The sequence below is a fragment of the Streptomyces sp. NPDC000878 genome, from assembly GCF_053599695.1.
In genome coordinates, this window is sequence record NZ_JBSFMT010000017.1 from 99,332 (window position 1) to 116,001 (window position 16,670).

General features: G+C 71.4%; 17 protein-coding genes. 10 read left to right on the forward strand and 7 right to left on the reverse strand.

What is annotated here, in order from left to right; translation table 11 throughout:
• Positions 1-47: 47 nt before the first annotated feature.
• On the reverse strand, positions 48-1,829 hold the full coding sequence (locus ACWDR4_RS17935) for an FAD-binding dehydrogenase (RefSeq protein ID WP_450409514.1): 1,782 nt from the start codon (positions 1,827-1,829) through the stop codon (positions 48-50).
• A gap of 250 nt (positions 1,830-2,079) precedes the next feature.
• Between ACWDR4_RS17935 and ACWDR4_RS17940 the strand changes: the two genes are divergently transcribed.
• From ACWDR4_RS17940 to ACWDR4_RS17950, 3 genes are all read left to right on the forward strand, one after another.
• On the forward strand, positions 2,080-3,444 hold the full coding sequence (locus ACWDR4_RS17940) for a PucR family transcriptional regulator (protein ID WP_450409515.1): 1,365 nt from the start codon (positions 2,080-2,082) through the stop codon (positions 3,442-3,444).
• A 96-nt stretch (positions 3,445-3,540) separates the two neighbouring features.
• On the forward strand, positions 3,541-4,473 hold the full coding sequence (locus tag ACWDR4_RS17945) for a glycosyltransferase family 2 protein (protein ID WP_450409517.1): 933 nt from the start codon (positions 3,541-3,543) through the stop codon (positions 4,471-4,473).
• Positions 4,474-4,711: 238 nt separating this feature from the next.
• Complete coding sequence (locus ACWDR4_RS17950; RefSeq protein ID WP_450409519.1) at positions 4,712-6,715, forward strand: BTAD domain-containing putative transcriptional regulator; 2,004 nt, start codon at positions 4,712-4,714, stop codon at positions 6,713-6,715.
• Positions 6,716-6,721: 6 nt separating this feature from the next.
• Here the strand turns inward: ACWDR4_RS17950 and ACWDR4_RS17955 are convergent, their stop codons facing one another.
• Positions 6,722-8,449: a bifunctional 3'-5' exonuclease/DNA polymerase gene (locus tag ACWDR4_RS17955; protein WP_450409595.1), complete on the reverse strand. Its 1,728-nt coding sequence runs from the start codon at positions 8,447-8,449 to the stop codon at positions 6,722-6,724.
• Positions 8,450-8,524: 75 nt separating this feature from the next.
• On the reverse strand, positions 8,525-9,271 hold the full coding sequence (locus ACWDR4_RS17960) for a Clp protease N-terminal domain-containing protein (protein ID WP_450409521.1): 747 nt from the start codon (positions 9,269-9,271) through the stop codon (positions 8,525-8,527).
• Positions 9,272-9,352: 81 nt separating this feature from the next.
• Here ACWDR4_RS17960 and ACWDR4_RS17965 point away from each other — a divergent pair, with 81 nt between their 5' ends.
• Positions 9,353-10,486, forward strand: coding sequence for a DUF2786 domain-containing protein (locus ACWDR4_RS17965; protein WP_450409523.1), 1,134 nt, complete (start codon positions 9,353-9,355; stop codon positions 10,484-10,486).
• Positions 10,487-11,040: 554 nt separating this feature from the next.
• On the opposite strand, the gene ACWDR4_RS17970 is transcribed toward ACWDR4_RS17965, so the two are convergent.
• The 3 genes from ACWDR4_RS17970 to rpmB form a co-directional block, all read right to left on the reverse strand.
• Complete coding sequence (locus ACWDR4_RS17970; protein WP_450409597.1) at positions 11,041-11,574, reverse strand: hypothetical protein; 534 nt, start codon at positions 11,572-11,574, stop codon at positions 11,041-11,043.
• Between the two features lie 75 nt (positions 11,575-11,649).
• Positions 11,650-11,955 carry a 30S ribosomal protein S14 gene (rpsN, locus tag ACWDR4_RS17975; protein WP_450409525.1) on the reverse strand — a complete coding sequence of 102 codons (306 nt, stop codon included), beginning with the start codon at positions 11,953-11,955 and terminating at the stop codon, positions 11,650-11,652.
• 41 nt (positions 11,956-11,996) lie between these two features.
• The gene (gene rpmB, locus ACWDR4_RS17980; RefSeq protein ID WP_450409527.1) at positions 11,997-12,233 is read right to left on the reverse strand and encodes a 50S ribosomal protein L28; all 237 of its coding nucleotides are present in this window, start codon (positions 12,231-12,233) and stop codon (positions 11,997-11,999) included.
• A 61-nt stretch (positions 12,234-12,294) separates the two neighbouring features.
• Between rpmB and rpmG the strand changes: the two genes are divergently transcribed.
• From rpmG to ACWDR4_RS18005, 5 genes are all read left to right on the forward strand, one after another.
• A complete protein-coding gene (rpmG, locus tag ACWDR4_RS17985) occupies positions 12,295-12,459 on the forward strand; it encodes a 50S ribosomal protein L33 (RefSeq protein ID WP_030573688.1) in 165 nt (54 codons plus the stop codon).
• Between the two features lie 9 nt (positions 12,460-12,468).
• Positions 12,469-12,717: a type B 50S ribosomal protein L31 gene (locus ACWDR4_RS17990; RefSeq protein WP_450409529.1), complete on the forward strand. Its 249-nt coding sequence runs from the start codon at positions 12,469-12,471 to the stop codon at positions 12,715-12,717.
• Positions 12,718-12,727: 10 nt separating this feature from the next.
• Entirely contained in the window at positions 12,728-13,981 is a 1,254-nt protein-coding gene (locus tag ACWDR4_RS17995; protein WP_450409531.1) for a CobW family GTP-binding protein, read from the forward strand.
• 7 nt (positions 13,982-13,988) lie between these two features.
• The gene (gene rpsR / locus ACWDR4_RS18000; RefSeq protein WP_450409532.1) at positions 13,989-14,222 is read left to right on the forward strand and encodes a 30S ribosomal protein S18; all 234 of its coding nucleotides are present in this window, start codon (positions 13,989-13,991) and stop codon (positions 14,220-14,222) included.
• A 305-nt stretch (positions 14,223-14,527) separates the two neighbouring features.
• Complete coding sequence (locus ACWDR4_RS18005; RefSeq protein WP_450409534.1) at positions 14,528-14,803, forward strand: DUF397 domain-containing protein; 276 nt, start codon at positions 14,528-14,530, stop codon at positions 14,801-14,803.
• Between the two features lie 108 nt (positions 14,804-14,911).
• On the opposite strand, the gene ACWDR4_RS18010 is transcribed toward ACWDR4_RS18005, so the two are convergent.
• The gene (locus ACWDR4_RS18010) at positions 14,912-15,421 is read right to left on the reverse strand and encodes an ATP-binding protein (RefSeq protein WP_450409536.1); all 510 of its coding nucleotides are present in this window, start codon (positions 15,419-15,421) and stop codon (positions 14,912-14,914) included.
• Between the two features lie 346 nt (positions 15,422-15,767).
• On the opposite strand from ACWDR4_RS18010, the gene ACWDR4_RS18015 reads away from it, so the two are divergent.
• Positions 15,768-16,592 (forward strand): helix-turn-helix domain-containing protein, encoded by an 825-nt coding sequence (locus tag ACWDR4_RS18015; RefSeq protein WP_450409599.1) that lies wholly within the window; start codon positions 15,768-15,770, stop codon positions 16,590-16,592.
• Positions 16,593-16,670 lie beyond the last annotated feature (78 nt).

Sequence of the window (16,670 nt, forward strand, 5' to 3'; positions counted from 1 at the left end):
CGCCCGGACCGGCCTGTCGGGGCGTGGGCCGAGCCCCGGCAAGTGGCTCAGGCCGTCGCCGCAGCCGCCGCCCGCCCCGCCTGCCGCCCAGAGAACAGGCACCCCCCAAGGAACGTCCCCTCCAGCGACCGGTACCCGTGAACCCCGCCACCTCCGAACCCCGCGACCTCACCAGCCGCGTACAGCCCAGGAATCGGCGCCCCGGCGGCATCGAGGACACGCCCCGACAGATCGGTCTGGAGCCCGCCGAGGGTCTTACGGGTCAGGACGTTGAGGCGCACGGCGATCAGCGGCCCGGCCGAGGAGTCCAGGATCTTGTGCGCCGACGCCGTACGGCTGAGAACGTCCCCGGTGTACGAGAGGGCGTTGCGGATGCCCATGACCTGGGCGTCCTTGCTGTACGCGTTGTCGATCTCACGGTCCCGCGCCTCGATCTGCCGCTGCAACGCGGCCAGGTCGACCAGACTCGTACCCGTCAGCTTGTTCATGCCTCGCACCAGCTCGGACAGCGTCTCGGCGACGATGAAGTCCTCGCCGTACTTCTTGAACCGCTCCAGCGGCTCCGGCGTCTGCCAGATGCGCGAGAGCAGCATCCAGATGTCCTTGTTGGTCAGATCAGGGTTCTGTTCGGATCCGGAGAGCGCGAACTCCTTCGCCAGGATCTTCTGCGTCGTCACGAACCACGAGTAGTCGTGGCCACTGCCGGTGATCGACTTGAGGGTGTGGAGGGTGTCGTAACCCGGCATGTCAGGCGCGGAGAACCGCTTCCCCGTCGCGTCGAACCACATCGATGACGGCCCGGGCAGGATACGGATGCCGTGGTTCGCCCAGATCGGGTCGTAGTTCTTGATGCCCTCCGTGTAGTGCCACATCCGGTCCGGGTTGACGATCCGCCCGCCCGCCTTCTCGGTGATCCCGAGCATCCGCCCGTCCACGTGCGCGGGCACACCCGTGATCATCGACTTGGGCGCGGTGCCCAGCCGGGCCGGCCAGTTCGCCCGTACGAGATCGTGGTTGGCGCCGATACCGCCGGACGTCACGATCACCACCTCGGCGCTCAGCTCGAAACTACTGACCACCGTGCGCGAACTGGCCTTGCCCCGCGCGGCGCTGCTCGCTTCGAGAACCGCGCCGCGTACGCCGGTGACGACGCCGTTCGTCCGCACGATCTCGTCCACGCGATGGCGGTGCTTGAACGTCACCAGCCCGTCCGCGACCGCCGCCCGCACCTTCTTCTCGAACGGTTCCACTACGGCGGGCCCCGTACCCCAGGTGACGTGGAAGCGCGGTACGGAGTTGCCGTGGCCGTCCGCGAGACCGCCGCCGCGCTCCGCCCAGCCGACCATCGGGAACCACTGCATCCCGAGGCCCGCCAGCCAGGACCGCTTCTCGCCGGACGCGAAGTCGACGTACGACTCGGCCCACTTGTAGCCCCAGTAGTCCTGGCCGAGCGGGTCGTCGACGCCCCGGTCGAAGCCGGCCGTGCCCAGCCAGTCCTGCCAGGCCAGTTCCTGCGAGTCGTTGACGCCCATCAGGCCCTGCTCGACGGAGTCGACGAAGAACAGCCCGCCGAACGACCAGAACGCCTGGCCGCCGAGGTTGGTCTCCGGTTCCTGGTCGAGCAGCAGCACCTTGCGGCCCGCGGCGGTGAGTTCGGCCGTGGCGACCAGCCCGGCGAGACCGTGGCCGACGACGATCGCGTCGGCGGACGTGGCCGCAGCCGAGGCCCCGAAGGCCGTACCCGTCTGGGTGAGGGCGGTGGCGGCGACCGCGCCGCCGGCCAGGGTCAGTGCCCGGCGGCGGCTGACCGGGTCAGTCAAGTGCTCCATGGGGGTGCCTTCCGGGAGACGTACGGCGGATGCGGGTGCGGGTGCGGGTGCAGATGCAGAGACACGAATGCGCACGCACGGGCGCGTGGGGCGTCCGCGCGAAGGGTGTGTTTCTGGCGAGCCTGGGGTTACCGTCGGTAGCGCCCAGGGAATCAGGTCGGTACGACAGCGCGGTAGTAGCCGGGAGCCAACGCATCCGCCCCTCCGTTGTGTCCCGGCGACACCGCACCGACGCGGAAGGGAGAGGCCCATGACGGTCCTCACCGACGTCACCGAGCGGTCCGGAAGACCCGACCGCGAGACCGTCGCCGAGGTGCTGCGCGCCATGGCCGCCGACGCGGACGTCCAGGGCGAACTCGTGCACGCGGCCCGGTCGCACTCTCCCGAGGTGGCCCGGCTGGCCGAGGCGGAGACCCACTGGCACGTCACCGCCATGGTCCACGCGGCCGGCGCCTGGCTGGGCGACTTCGGCGAGCGCGGCCTCGACACAGGGGGCGGCGGTACGCGGAACAGCGGTACAGGGGACGCCGGTACAAAGAACAGCAGCACAGGGGGCGCCGGTCTAGGGGACAGCGCCGAACACGGCATCGACGCCCAGGACTTCGCCGCCGCCCTCCTCCTCGGCGCCGACCGGGCCGCCCAGGGCGTGCCGATGACCGCCGTACTGCGCGGGGTCCAGGCCGCCCACACCCGCGCCGTCGAGATCACCGTCGACCGCTGCCGCTCGGCCGGCGTCCCCGACGCCGCGCTGCTCACCGCCGTCCTGCGCCTCAAGGAGTACGGCGACGCCCTGCAACGGCACGTCGTCCACGGCTACCGCGCCGCCGAGTGGGACACCCCGCGCGCCCTGGGCGAGACCCGGGCGCGCCTGCTCCACAGGCTCCTCGTCGAGGGCGAACCGCCGCCCGCAGCCGAGGAGTTGGCGCGGGCCGGGCTGCGCCAGGACGCCGTACGCCACCTCCTGGTCGCGGCCCCGGGAGGCGACCCCGCCCGCACCCGGCGCCTGGCCCACCGCCTCGCCGCCCTGCGCGGCTGCCTCTTCGGCATGCTCGACGGCCGACTGGTGGGCCTGTACCCACGGCTGCCGGCAGGCGAGCGGATCGAGGAGATCGAGGGGGAGGGGGAGTGGGGCGAGAACGGCAACGGCAACGGTACGGAGGACGGCGGGCCACTGGTCGTGATCTCACCGGCGGTCCCCCTGGACGACCTCCGGGCGGCGTACGGCCACTGCGTCCGTGCCCTCGACCTGGGCCCTTGTCTGCACCCCGGCGTGTACGAACTCACCGAGCTGGCCGCCGAGATCGCCCTCGCCGACCAGCCGCTGCTGGGCGCCTGGCTCAGCGCCCGCCTCCTCGCGGACCTCGACCCCCGGGACGACTTCCACCGCCAGATCGCGGTCACCGCGCTCACGTTTCTCGACCACGGTCGCCGCCTGGACCGGACGGCGGCTACCCTGTTCACCCACCCCAACACCGTCCGCTACCGCCTCGCCCGCCTCCAGCAGCTCACCGGTGAGTCCCTGACCGACGATCTGCCAGGCATCTCCTCCGGGCCGCTGGGTACGTTGCACTGGTGGTGGGCGCTGCGGACGTGGCTGGGATCCGGCTCCGTGTGAGAACCGTAGGGTGTTGTGCAAGGGTGTTATGCAGAAGAGACGTACTCAATGCGTACTTAATACATCCTTACTGTAAACAGATAGCATCCGACCGCGATGGTGGACGTCGGCGGCCGGAACGAGGTGGGTCTGGTGGGTGGCATGACGGTGGAACCGCGTATCGCGGTGGCCGTGGTGACCATGGGAAACCGGCCCGTCGCGCTGAACGCGCTGCTGGAGTCGATCGCCAAGCAGGACCTCGCCCCCGACCGCATCGTGCTCGTCGGCAACGGCTGTCCGCTGCCCGAACTCCCGGGCCTCTCAGGTGAGGTCACCACCATCGAGGTCGAAGAGAACCTCGGCTGTCCGGGCGGCCGTAACGTGGCGCTGGCCCGGCTGCGGGAGTTCGGCGACATCGACGTCGTGGTCGACCTCGACGACGACGGCCTGCTCGTCGACCCCGATGTGCTCACCCGCGTACGCGACCTGTACGCCGCCGACCCCCGGCTCGGCATCGTCGGCTTCCGCATCGCCGACGAGAACGGCGTGACCCAGCGCCGGCACGTGCCCCGGCCCGGCGCGGGCGACCCGATGCTCGGCGGGTACGTCACCCAGTTCCTCGGCGGCGGCCACGCCCTGCGCATGGCGATGCTCGACGAGACCGGCGACTGGCCCGCCGCCTTCTTCTTCGCCCACGAGGAGACCGACCTCGCCTGGCGGGCCGTCGACGCCGACTGGAAGATCCTCTACGAACCGCGTCTCCTGCTGCGCCACCCCAGCACCTCGCCCGCCCGGCACGCCATCTACCACCGGGTCACCGCCCGCAACCGGGTCTGGCTGGTCCGCCGCCGGCTGCCGCTGCCGCTGATCCCTGTGCACCTGGGCGTCTGGATCGCGATCACCGTCCTGCGGGCCCGCTCCACGGGCGCGCTGCGGGCCTGGTTCGCCGGCTTCGCGGAGGGCCTGCGCGAACCGGCCGGCGAGCGCCGCCCGATGAGCTGGCGATCGGTATGGAGACTGACGCGACTGGGCCGCCCCCCGATCCTGTGAACCGAGTGGCCCCGTGGGGTCCGTGGGGTCCGCGATACGAGGGCCCCGTCCGTCACCTCTGGCGATCGGGGCCCTCTCGCGTACCCGGATCCGGCCGCGACGGCGACACTCCCCCGAGCTGCGCGATCCACGCGCGCACCCTCGGACCGGCTCCGTTGAGGTGATCACATCAGGCCACGCCAACAAATCGCTAACATGTGCGTCCGGCAAGCCAACGAGACGGCAGTGGGGCGAGAACATGCGGCGCGGTCTGCGGTTCGGACTGCTGGGCGCGCCGGTCCTGTACGACTTCGACGTCCCCAACGGCCGTACGGGGAACGGAATTCAGCCGATCGGCGGCGCCAAGGTACGCACCCTGCTCGCCGCCCTGCTCCTCGAACCCGGCCGGGTCGTCCCGGTCGAGGCGCTCAAGGACGCGCTGTGGGGCGGGACCCCGCCGGCGTCCGCACAGGCCTCGCTCCACAACCACGTGGCCCGACTGCGCCGCCGCCTCGACGATCCGTCCCGCCTCCGAGCAGTGACGCCCGGCTACCTCCTACGGGTGGGCCCGGGCGAGTTGGACGTCCACGTCTTCCAGGCACACGTCGCGCGTGCGCGTGCGGCGCACGCCAACGAGGACTGGCGCCGCGTCCTGGGCGAGTGCGCGTCGGCCCTCGCCCTGTGGCGCGGCACCCCACCGCCCGAGACCGTCGGCTACGCCTTCACCCAACGCCTGACGGAGGCTCACCGCCTCCTCCTGGAATGGCGATACGACGCGGAGCTGCAGATCGGCGGCCCCCGCATAGCAGCCCTGGTCCCGGAACTGACGGCCCTGACGGCCGAACACCCCCTACGCGAGTCCTACCACCGCCAACTCATGCTCGCCCTCCACCGCACGGGCCGCCGAGCCGAATCCCTCGCCGTCCACCGCGACCTGCGCAACCGCCTGTTGGAGGAACTGGGCGTGGAACCGGGGGCGGGGGTACAGGCGGCACATGTGGAGGTGCTGCGGGTTCTGGAGGGTGCGATGCCCACCTACCTCGCGGTTCCCTACGTCCCCGCACAGCCGACGTCGGGTTCGTCCCCGCGACCGGCTCCCGCCCCGACACCGCGACCTGAGCCGACACCGCGAGTCCCCGTGTCGACACCGCAGGTCGCGTCGGCACCAGCGCCGTCCCCCATGCCCCACCCCGCCCAACTCCCCCCACCCCCGACCCACTTCACCGGCCGCACCTCACTCGCCGAAGCCCTACGCCGGACCCTCGCCCCGGAAAGGCACCCAGGGACCGGCCCCGACGACGTCACGGCCATCGCCCCCGTGGCCGTGATCCACGGCATGCCCGGCGTGGGCAAGAGCGCCCTGGCGCTGCACGTCGCCCACGCCCTCCGAGACCGGTTCCCCGACGGCCAGTTGTACGTCGACCTGCACGGCACCGCCCCCGGCGCACCCCCGCTCACCCCGGCCCAGGCGCTCACCGCATTACTGCGCCACCTCGGCGCCGAACCACTCCACACCCCCGAACACCCCGACGCGGCAGCCGCGTTGCTGCGCTCCCTGCTCGCGCCGACCCGCACGCTGATGGTCCTGGACGACGCCGAAGGCGCCGCGCAGGTACGGCCGTTGCTCCCGGCGGGCCCCGGCTGCGCGGTGATCGTCACCAGCGGGTCCCCGCTGACCGCCCTCGACGGCGCCCGGCGCTTCCCCGTCACCCCCTTGACCGCCACCGAGAGCGCCGAACTGCTGCGCGCGGTCTCCGGACGGGACGGCCTCCACGCCACCCACCCCCTCGTCGAACTCACCGCCCGCCTCCCGCTCGCCCTGCGCGTCGTGGCCGCCCGGCTCGCCGCCCGCCGGGCCCTCACCCCGGATCTGCTCGCCGGTCAACTGGCCGCCGCCACCGGCAGGTTGCCGCACCTGGAGCACGACGACCTGAGCGTCCGCCGCTCCCTGGCCGGCGCCCACGACGCGCTGCGTACCTCCGCCCACGAGGCCGACCGCGACGCCGCCCTCGCCCTGAGCCGTATCGGCACCCTCGACCTCCCCTCGTACGACATCCGCCTCCTCGCCCGCCTCACCGCGACCGACGAACGCCGCGCCGAGGCAGCCCTGGACCGCCTGACCGACGTGGCACTCCTGGAGGAGACGGCGTACGGCCACTACGCACCCCACGACCTGGTCCGGGACTTCGCCCGCGAACTGGCCGCGGCCGAAGCGGAGGGCGAAGCGTCGGCCAACGTCCCGGCCACTGGGCGGCGGGGTTGACGCGCGTCACTTGGCGTCGGCATAGCACTCCACCACCGCCGTACTGAACGGAAACCGCACCGGCGTCTCCCCGAACGTCAGCCGCCCCGCCAGCTCCGCCGCCTCCCGGATCGCCGCCACGACAGTCGCCGCCTCCGCCTCGGGACAGTGCACGATCACCTCGTCGTGCTGGAAGAAGACCAGCTCGGCCGCCATCCCCGCACAGCTCCGGCGCAGCGCGGCGAGCAGCAGCAGCGTCCAGTCGGCGGCGCTGCCCTGGACGACGAAGTTGCGCGCGAAGCGGCCCCGGGCACGGGAGTTGGAGGAGGCGTAACCGGGCACCCACTCCTGCCCAGCCGGACCGCCGGAGCCCCCGGCGGGGTCGATGCCGGTCTCGTCCTCCGAGAGGGGGATGCCGGCCTCCTCCACCGAGTCGTCGCCGGTCCGCACGGCCGGGGGACACGTACGCCCCAGCCAGGTCCGTACGAGCCGCCCCTCCTCTCCCGCGCGGGCGGCCTCGTCGACGTACGCCACCGCCTTCGGGAACCGTCGTCTGAGCGCGGCGAGGTTCTTGAGACCGTCCCCGGACGTCTGCCCGTACACCGCGCCCAGCACGGCGAGCTTGGCCTGCTCCCGGTCGCCGGAGAACGCGCGCTCGGAGACCGACTGGTACAGGTCGGTCTCCCGCCCCGCGACCTCCATCAGCCCGGGGTCGCGTGAGATGGCGGCCAGCACCCGCGGCTCCATCTGGTCGGCGTCGGCGACCACGAGCCGCCACCCCGGGTCGGCGACCACGGCCCGCCGGATCACCTTGGGGATCTGCAGCCCGCCCCCGCCGTTGGTGACCCAGCGCCCGGTGACCGTCCCGCCCGCGAGGAACTCGGGCCGGAACCGCCCGTCCCGCACCCAGTCCTGAAGCCAGGACCACCCATGGGCGACCCAGATCCGGTACAGCTTCTTGTACTCGACAAGAGGCTTCACAGCAGCATGATCAAGACTCTCGATCTCCCATCGCCGCGTGGACCGCACCTTGATCCCGGCCTGCGCGAAGGCCTTGACGACATCGGCGGGCAGATCCGGCCGCACCCGCCGCCCGAACGCCGCCGACACCTCGTCCGCCAGCTCGGCGAGCCGCCGGGGCTCACCACCGCCCGCGTACCGCTCGCCCAGCAGTTCGTGGAGCAGTTCCCGATGGACGTCCGCGCGCCACGGCAGCCCCGCCGCGTTCATCTCGGCGGCCACCAGCATCCCCGCCGACTCGGCGGCCGTCAGCAGCCGCATCCGGTCCGGGTGCGCGGTCGCGTCGTGCCGACGCTGCTGATCGGCGTACACCTCTAGCAGATCCGCCAGCGGCAGCCGGACGCTCTGTGGCTCGAAGAGCGGCGACTGCGCGCCGGGCTCGGCGGCCCGCTGCGGCGGATCCGGCGGTACGGGCCCACCGCGCAGTCGGCCCAGGGCCGCCGCCGCGGACCGGGGCTCGCCGAGCCGCCCCTCGTGCCCGAGCAGCAGCGTCTCGGCGTCCTCGATGTCGTAGCACCGCTCGACTCGCACCCCCGTGGCGAGCAGCCGTGGATAGACCTCGGCGGTGGACCGCCACACCCACCGCGTGACGTCCGGCCGGTCACGGACGGCCGCGCCGAGATCCCCCTCCCGCCGCACCGGCCCGGCGGGCAGCCCGTCCGGACCGAGGGGGACGATCTCCACGCCACCGTCCTCGGCCGGAGCGAGCGCCCACCGCTCGACCGTGTCCGCCATGTCTGCCATGTCCGAGAGTGTGGCAGGAGGGTCTGACAACGCCCGTGACCAGCACTTTCAGCACTGTCAGAGCGGTCAGCCCTGCTCCTCGCCCTTCCCCTCGAAGTCCACCTTGATCTTGGCGAGGGCCGTGACGACGTACTCCTCCGTCGCCGCCTTGGTGAGACCGGCGCCGGACAGCACCCCCTCGCCGTTCTCGAACTCCAGCAGGGCGAGCAGGATGTGCTCGGTGCCGACGTAGTTGTGGCCCAGGCGCAGGGCCTCGCGGAAGGTGAGTTCGAGGGATTTCTTCGCGTTGGCGTCGAAGGGGATGAGGGCGGGGTCGTTCTCGCCACGCGGCGGGAGGCCGGCGGTCGCGGCCTCGCGCACGCTGTCCAGGGAGACGCCCTGCGCGGTGATCGCCATCGCCCCGAGGCTCTCCGGGTCGGCGAGGAGGCCGAGGACCAGGTGCTCGGTGCGGATCTGGTCGTTGCCGGCGGCCTTGGCCCCCTCCTGGGAGAGGACCACCACGTTCCTGGCCCGTGGCGTGAAGCGGCTGAAGCCCTGGCTCGGGTCGAGGTCCGACTCGCCCTTCGGCACGAACCGCTTCTGCGCCGCCTGCCGGGTGACGCCCATGCTCCTGCCGATGTCGGTCCAGGAGGCCCCGGAACGCCGGGCCTGGTCCACGAAGTGCCCGATCAGGTGGTCCGCCACCTCCCCGAGGTGATCGGCGGCGATCACCGCGTCCTGGAGCTGTTCGAGAGCGTCGGTGTGGACTTTCTTGATGGCCTCGATGAGGTCGTCGAGACGTACGGAGGCCCGGACGGGCTGATTGGTCGTCATGTGTCAACCGTAGGTTGGCAGTGGGAGAACTGTCAACCCAAGGTTGACACCCGATTCTGGCGGACATGGCACGATCGACGGGTGACCAGCAGCACCGTCGAACAAGCCTTCAAGGCGGCCCTGTACGCCGACACGGACACGACCCTCGACACGGGCGCGTCCCTGCTCGCCGCCGACCCGACGGCGGACGCCGAACTCGCCCGCCGCGGCGAGGAGTTCGTGGCGTCGGCCTGGCGCCGGGGCTGGCAGCCGGCGGATGTCGTGCGCCTGGTCCGGCGCGAACTGGACGAGGCGCACGCGCGCGTGGCGGCGCAGCTGATAGTCGCCCGGGCGCGGAACGACCGCGCCCGGGACCGCCGCTGGACGGCACAACTGGCCGACCTGCGTACGGAGACCGCGCCCCCCGCGCGCGTGGACCGCTTCACCCACGCGACGACGGTCCTGGAGCTGTACCGCCTGCTGCTCACCCTGCCGACGCTGGAACCATTGGAGCCCTTGGACGGGCGGCCGGCCGGAGGTACGGCTCGCCCGGAGTCCCGGATGCTGCCCCGTATCCGCGCGCTGCTGGCGAAGGCGGAGGCGACGGGCTTCCCGGAAGAGGCGGAGGCGCTGAGCGCGAAGGCCCAGGAACTGATGGCCAGGCACAGCATCGACGAGGCCCTGCTGTCGGCCGGCGCCCCGGCGCCCGACGCCCCGCGCGCGTGCCGCCTGGGCGTGGACGCCCCGTACGAGGAGACGAAGGCGGTCCTCCTCCATGCGGTGGCCGACGCGAACCGCTGCCGAGCGGTGTGGAACGAGGCGCTGGGCTTCTCGACGGTGGTGGGCTTCGAGCCCGACCTGGAGACGGTGGAACTCCTGTACACCTCGCTGCTGGTCCAGGCGACGACGGCGATGACGAAGGCGGAGGCGGCGCAGCGGGCGCAGGGCCGCAAGCGCACGAAGACGTTCCGCCAGTCCTTCCTGGCGGCCTACGCCCACAAAATGGCCGCCCGCCTGGAGGAGGCGGCACAAGCGCCGACGCCCGGCCTAGCCGACTCCCTCCTCCCCATCCTGGCAACCCGAGACCTGGCGGTCACGACCCACCTGACCCACCTGTTCCCCACCACGACGACCACCCGCCTACGGGGCGTATCGGACGAGGCAGGCTGGACAGAGGGCACGGCGGCAGCAGCCCAGGCAGTACTGCACGACCGCCGACGCCTACCGGGCGCCTAGGGGCCCCTGCCCGACTGCGGGCCCGGTGGGAGCAGGCCGCGCAGTTCCCCGCGCCCCTGAAAACACCGCCCGTCCCGATCCGTCTGCCTGCGGGCCGGCGGGGGTTGATCGCGCAGTTCCCTGCGCCCCTGAGAAGGCGCGCCAACTCGTATGGCTGCGGGCCCGGTGGGGGCTGGCCGCGCAGTTCCTCGCGCCCCTAAAAACCCGCCCGTCCCCATGTGTTCGGCTGCGGGCCGGTGGGGGCTGATCGCGCAGTTCCTCGCGCCCCTGAAGGGGCGCCCCAGCGGGCCGGAGTTCGCAGGCGCCGAGCCGCGCGTCCAACTCGCCCGCCGCCTCCCGCCCAGCACCCAGCCGCAGGTATGCGCACCGCTCGGCGGCGCCCACCCCCCCCGGCGGCTCCCGCCCAATCCACCCAGCTGCGGGCATGCGTGCCGCTAGGGGCGGCTCCCGTCCCACCGAGAGCGGCACCCCGTACAGCGCCGGGCTGCGCGACCCACCCGAGGTTCACGTCAACGCCGGTGCCTTGGACACCGCCCACCCCCGGAGGGACCCCCTCAGGACCCCAACCCCGCCGTAGGCAACCCCGACGGAAGCTGCCCGCCCTCCGCCTTCGTGTACGTCTCCGTACCGAGCCCGCTCTCCCACGTCACCTTCATCGACGTCTTGTCGACGGAGTCGACCATCCCCTCGGTCCGGTCCTTGTTCCCGTCGGAGCACGTGAGGCGGATCATCCGCATCCCCGTCTCCTTGCCTGCCGTACCGCTGCAGACCATCCCCCCGGTCGCGAACAACCCGGCCTTCGCCCCGGTGACGACCAGCGCCACGGCACTGCCCTTGCTGGTGGTCAACCAGCTCCCCGCCAACGCACTGTCCGCCGCAGTCGTACCGCTGCCGCCCGAGCCGGAGGCAGAGGCAGAGGGCGACGGCGAAGAGGGCGAGGCCGACGAGCCCGTACCGCCGCTCGCCGACCCGCCATCGGACCCCCCGTCACCACTGCACCCGGCCAGCAACAGCACACCGGCCACCCCAGCCACCGAGGCCAAACCAGCCCTGCGCACCAGCCCGCGCGCGTACGACACCGAAGTCACCGAGTTCACCGGGAAGCTCCCAACCAGTAGCCGCCGGCAAGAGCCGTCACGACCGCACGACAGGACCGCAGCAAGCTACCAGGACGACTTGCGAACCCCTGGGAGGAACCCTGCATGCGCCTGTGAACGCAGGCTCACCCGGGACAGCCCGAACGTCCGGAAGTACCCGCGGGGCCGCCCGTCCACCTGGTCCCGGTTGCGCACACGCGTCGCGCTCGCGTCCCGGGGCTGCCGTTCCAGCTCCCGTCGCGCGGCCGTCCGATCCGCCTCCGTCGACCCCGGCCGCCTGATGATCTCCTTCAGCTCGGCCCGCCGCTCCGCGTACCGCGCGACGATCTCCTGCCGCTTCCCGTTCTTAGCGATCTTGCTCTTCTTCGCCATGTCCCTTACTCCTCCGTACTCCGCCGTGCCCTTCCCGTCCCTCAGACCCCGACCCCACGCGCCCGGATCCGGGCCACCGCCGCCTCGACCCCGATCGTGTCGACGGTCTTGATCCCCTTCGTGCTCAGCCGCAGCCGCACATGCCTGCCCTCGCTCGGCAGCCAGTACCGCTTCGACTGGATGTTGGGGTTGAAACGGCGCGACGTACGCCGATGGGAGTGGCTGATGTTGTTGCCGAAGCCCGGCTGGGCGCCGGTCAGCATGCAGTGGGCGGACAAGGTGACGCACCTCTCTCGATCTGGTGATGTAAATGGAAGTCGTTTTCAGTAAGGTATCAGCATGGCTCGCAACGAACTCCGGCCGGTCATCAAACTCCGGTCCACGGCCGGGACCGGCTACACGTACGTCACCCGCAAGAACCGCCGCAACGACCCGGACCGTATGACCCTGCGCAAGTACGACCCGGTCGCCGGCCGTCACGTCGACTTCCGAGAGGAGCGCTGATCAGCCGCCATGCGTAAGGGAATCCACCCGGCGTACGGGCCCGTCGTCTTCCGCGACCGGGCCGCGAACCACGCCTTCCTCACCCAGTCCACGATGACCAGCGAGAAGACGGTCGACTGGGAGGACGGCAACACCTACCCCGTCATCGACGTCGAGATCTCGAACATCAGCCACCCCTTCTACACCGGCACGGCCCGCGTCCTGGACACGGCCGGCCGCGTGGAGCGCTTCGAGCGCCGGTACGGCAAGAAGGGCTGAGGGACCACACGTGCAGGCGCACAAGCATGAGCACGAGCCGTCCGGACCGGCTCACGAACTCTCCGTGGCGATCGTCGGCGGACTCCACGCCGACGCCCGCAAGGCAACCGTCGCCCGGCTGCTCGCCGACGTCCCCGGCAGCGTCGTACTCCACCACGACCTCGCCACGGCCGTCGCCGGCACGGTCGTCCGGACCGTCAGCGACGCCGACGGCATCCTCTCCGCGGGAGAGGCGCCGCTGGTCAACGACTGTGCGTGCTGTGCCCTGCGCGAGGACCTCGTCCCGGAGCTGCGGCGGCTCGCGGACGCCGGGCTGACCCGGCTGGCGATCGTCGAACTGTGGGACTCCGTCGAGCCCAAGGCGATGGCCGAGGTGGTGACGGCCGGCGGCCTCACGGTCACCGGCGTCATCACCGCCGTCGACCCGGCGCTGCTCCTGCCGTACCTCGGCAACGGCGACGACCTGGCCGAACGCGGCCTCGCCGCCGCGGCCACCGACCAGCGCACGGTCGCGGACACCTTCGCCCGCCAGCTGGAGTACGCCACCGTCCTCGCCCTCGTCGACTCCCCGGAGGCCGACGACGAGGACCGCGAACTGCTCGCCCAGCTCCACCCGACAGCCCGCCAAGTCCCCGTAACGGGCGGCCACCCAGGGGACTTGGCGGGCCCCGCTCCTGCGGATGCACCCGCAGGAGCAAGTGCGGGGAAGGGGGAGGCGGCGCCACTCTCCCCCCTCGCCTCCGCCGCCCTCGCCGGATTCGACGTCGAGGCCGCCGCCGCTGCCCAGCACCCGGCGTGCGCCCTGCTGCCCGCCGAGGCCGACGCGCACGGCGTGTCCACCCTCGTGTGGCACCGGCGCCGCCCCTTCCACCCGGAGCGGCTGTACGAGGCGCTGGAGGACCTGACCTGTGCCGCCGCGCGCAGCCGGGGCCGGTTCTGGCTCGCCGACCACCCGGACACGCTGCTCCACTGGGACGCGGCGGGCGGCGCGCTGTGCGTGGAGAGCGCGGGCCCCTGGCTCGCCTCCCTCCCGGACGCCGCCTGGGACATGGTCCCGCCCGTGCGCCGGGCCGCCGCCGCCCTCGACTGGCACCCCGAGCACGGCGACTGCTGCCAGCACCTGGTGTTCACGTCCCCCGGCCTCGACCGCGACGGACTCGAACAGCTCCTGGAGTCCTGCCTGCTCACCGACGCCGAGTACGCCGGTGGCCGCACCGCCTGGAAGCGCCTGCCGCCCGCCTTCGACACCCTCCTGGAGGTCTGACCCCGCCATGGCCCGCAAGATCGAACGCAAGCCCGTAAAGGCCCGCCCCAACCCGCTGGACGCGGCCAGGATCACGTACATCGACTACAAGGACACGGATCTGCTGCGGAAGTTCATCTCCGACCGCGGCAAGATCCGCAGCCGCCGGGTCACCCGCGTCTCGGCCCAGCAGCAGCGGCTGCTCGCCCGCGCGATCAAGAACGCCCGAGAGATGGCCCTGCTGCCGTACGTGTCCCGCTAGACGCGTCCCACTGGCCCCACCCGTACCTTCGCCCCCACCCCCACCCGTACCCCCACCTCCATTTGTCCCAGGAGGTGGGGGTACGGGCGTGCTGGAGGCCGTGGGGGGAACGCGTAAGGGCGCGCGTGCGTCAAGGTGTGTAGCGGCGCGAACACCCGGCGTGCACGTGCATCTGCTCGTGCGTCTGCCCATGCATAGGCCCGTGCATACGTCCATGCGTCTGCACGTGAACAGAGTTATGATCCGGGTCAGTTGACCACTGCATCAATGGCCTCACCAGCCAGTGCACCACCAGGGAGCGACCTGTGGACCACGACGTGTACGACGTTGGCATAGCCGATGAGTCCGCCGTGTACAACGGCATGGCCGCCGCCGGGCTGGACGGCGTCACCTGGCAGAAGAGCCGGCACAGCAACTCGCAGGGCTCCTGCGTCGAGTTCGCCCGGCTGCCCGGCGGCGAGGTGGCGGTACGCAACTCCCGCTTCCCCGACGGTCCGGCGCTCGTCTACACCCGCGCCGAGATCGAGGCGATGCTCCTCGGCATCAAGGACGGCGAGTTCGACCACCTGATCGCGAGCTGACCGCCCCGCGTCCGTACCGGCACCGAAGCCGGTCGAAGCGGGGCGTAACCGCTGATCAACTCACAGTGACGCGCGTAGAACCGAGGCCTGAAGAAACGCCGCGGAGCCTCACTCGGCCGAGTGCAGCCGGAACAGCGCCCAGACGACCTTGCCGCCCAGCGTGCCCGAGAGCGGGTGCCAGCCCCAGCTGTCGCTGAACGAGTCGACCAGGAACAGCCCGCGCCCCGACTCGGCCGAGAAGTCCTCCGAGAACTCCTCGGCGTCGTACGCCACCGGACTCTCCCGGCTCGGATCGCGCACCGCGCACACCAGCCGCTCGGTCCAGCGCATCAGGTGCAGCCGTACGGGCGGCTCCTGGGCCGGCGAGAGCGGGGTGTCCGTGGGTACCGCGTGCCGCAGGGCGTTGGTGACCAGCTCGGAGACGACCAGACAGACGTCGTCGAGGCAGTCGCCGATGTCCCACTGGGCGAGTGTTCTGCGACTGAACTGCCGTGCCTCGCGCACCGCTTCGTAGCGGGCGGGCAGCGCGCACGACGCGGCGTTGGACACGGTCGAGGGATCCAGCGGCGGAAGCCCCTGCCTTAACGGCTCGAGCATGGTCGATCCATTCATCCCCATGCGAGGCACTCCCGGGAGATCGCGGTCGTTGCGATGCAGTCCTTGCGATGCAGCGGTGGCGCGAGACCATGGTTTCCGATGCGTACGGCGGATGCAAGGGCAGATGCACGTGCACGCGCCCCAATTGGACCCTCCCGTACCGCTTCTTGGTCATTTTTTCCGCCAACTTTTCACCTCTGGCCGGTCTTCCCCTTGCCCCATCCTGTGCGTACGCTCTGACGTCTTCCCATTTGAGTAACCGGACGAGTACTGCTCGGAGTGTTTTAGTGGCAGACTGCGGCCCCTGGAGAGGTTGGGGAGGTTGTCGAACGTGAGCGCGGGAGAGCCGGGATCGGTGGTGCGGCGCATGCTGCTCGGATCACACCTGAGGCGACTGCGTGAGGCACGGGGGATCACGCGAGAGGCAGCGGGTTACTCGATCCGTGCCTCCGAATCGAAGATCAGTCGTATGGAGCTGGGCCGGGTGAGCTTCAAGACACGGGACGTCGAGGACCTGCTGACGCTGTACGGCGTGAGCGACGAGGCCGAGCGCAACGCGCTCCTCTCCCTCGCCAGGGAGGCCAACGTCGCGGGCTGGTGGCACAGTTACTCGGACGTCCTGCCGAGCTGGTTCCCCACCTACGTGGGCCTGGAGGGCGCGGCGTCACTGATCCGCGCCTATGAAGTCCAGTTCGTGCACGGGCTGTTGCAGACCGAGGCGTACGCGCACGCGGTCGTCGGCCGCGGCATGAAGGGCGCGAGCCCCGCCGACATCGAGCGCCGTGTCGCACTGCGCCTGGAGCGGCAGAAGAACCTCCTCTCCGACGGCGGCGCGGAGTTCCACGTCGTCCTGGACGAGGCGGCCCTGCGCCGTCCGTACGGCGACCGCGAGGTGATGCGCGGCCAGCTCCAGCACCTGATCGACATCTCCGAGCGGCCCAACGTACGGCTGCAGATCATGCCGTTCGGCTTCGGCGGGCACGCGGGCGAGAGCGGCGCGTTCACCATCCTGAGCTTCCCGGAGTCGGACCTGTCCGACGTGATCTTCCTGGAGCAGCTCACCAGCGCCCTCTACCTGGACAAGGCGGAGGACGTCACCCAGTACGAGAAGGCGATGAAGGAACTGCAGCAGGACAGCCCCGGGCCGGACGAGAGCCGGGACTTGCTGCGGGGCCTGCTCCAACTGTCGTGACCGTGTTCGCTCTTGGGGCTTCGTGATGTGACGACCCTTCAACTCCCCTCCAACTCACCCTGAACACACGTACGATGA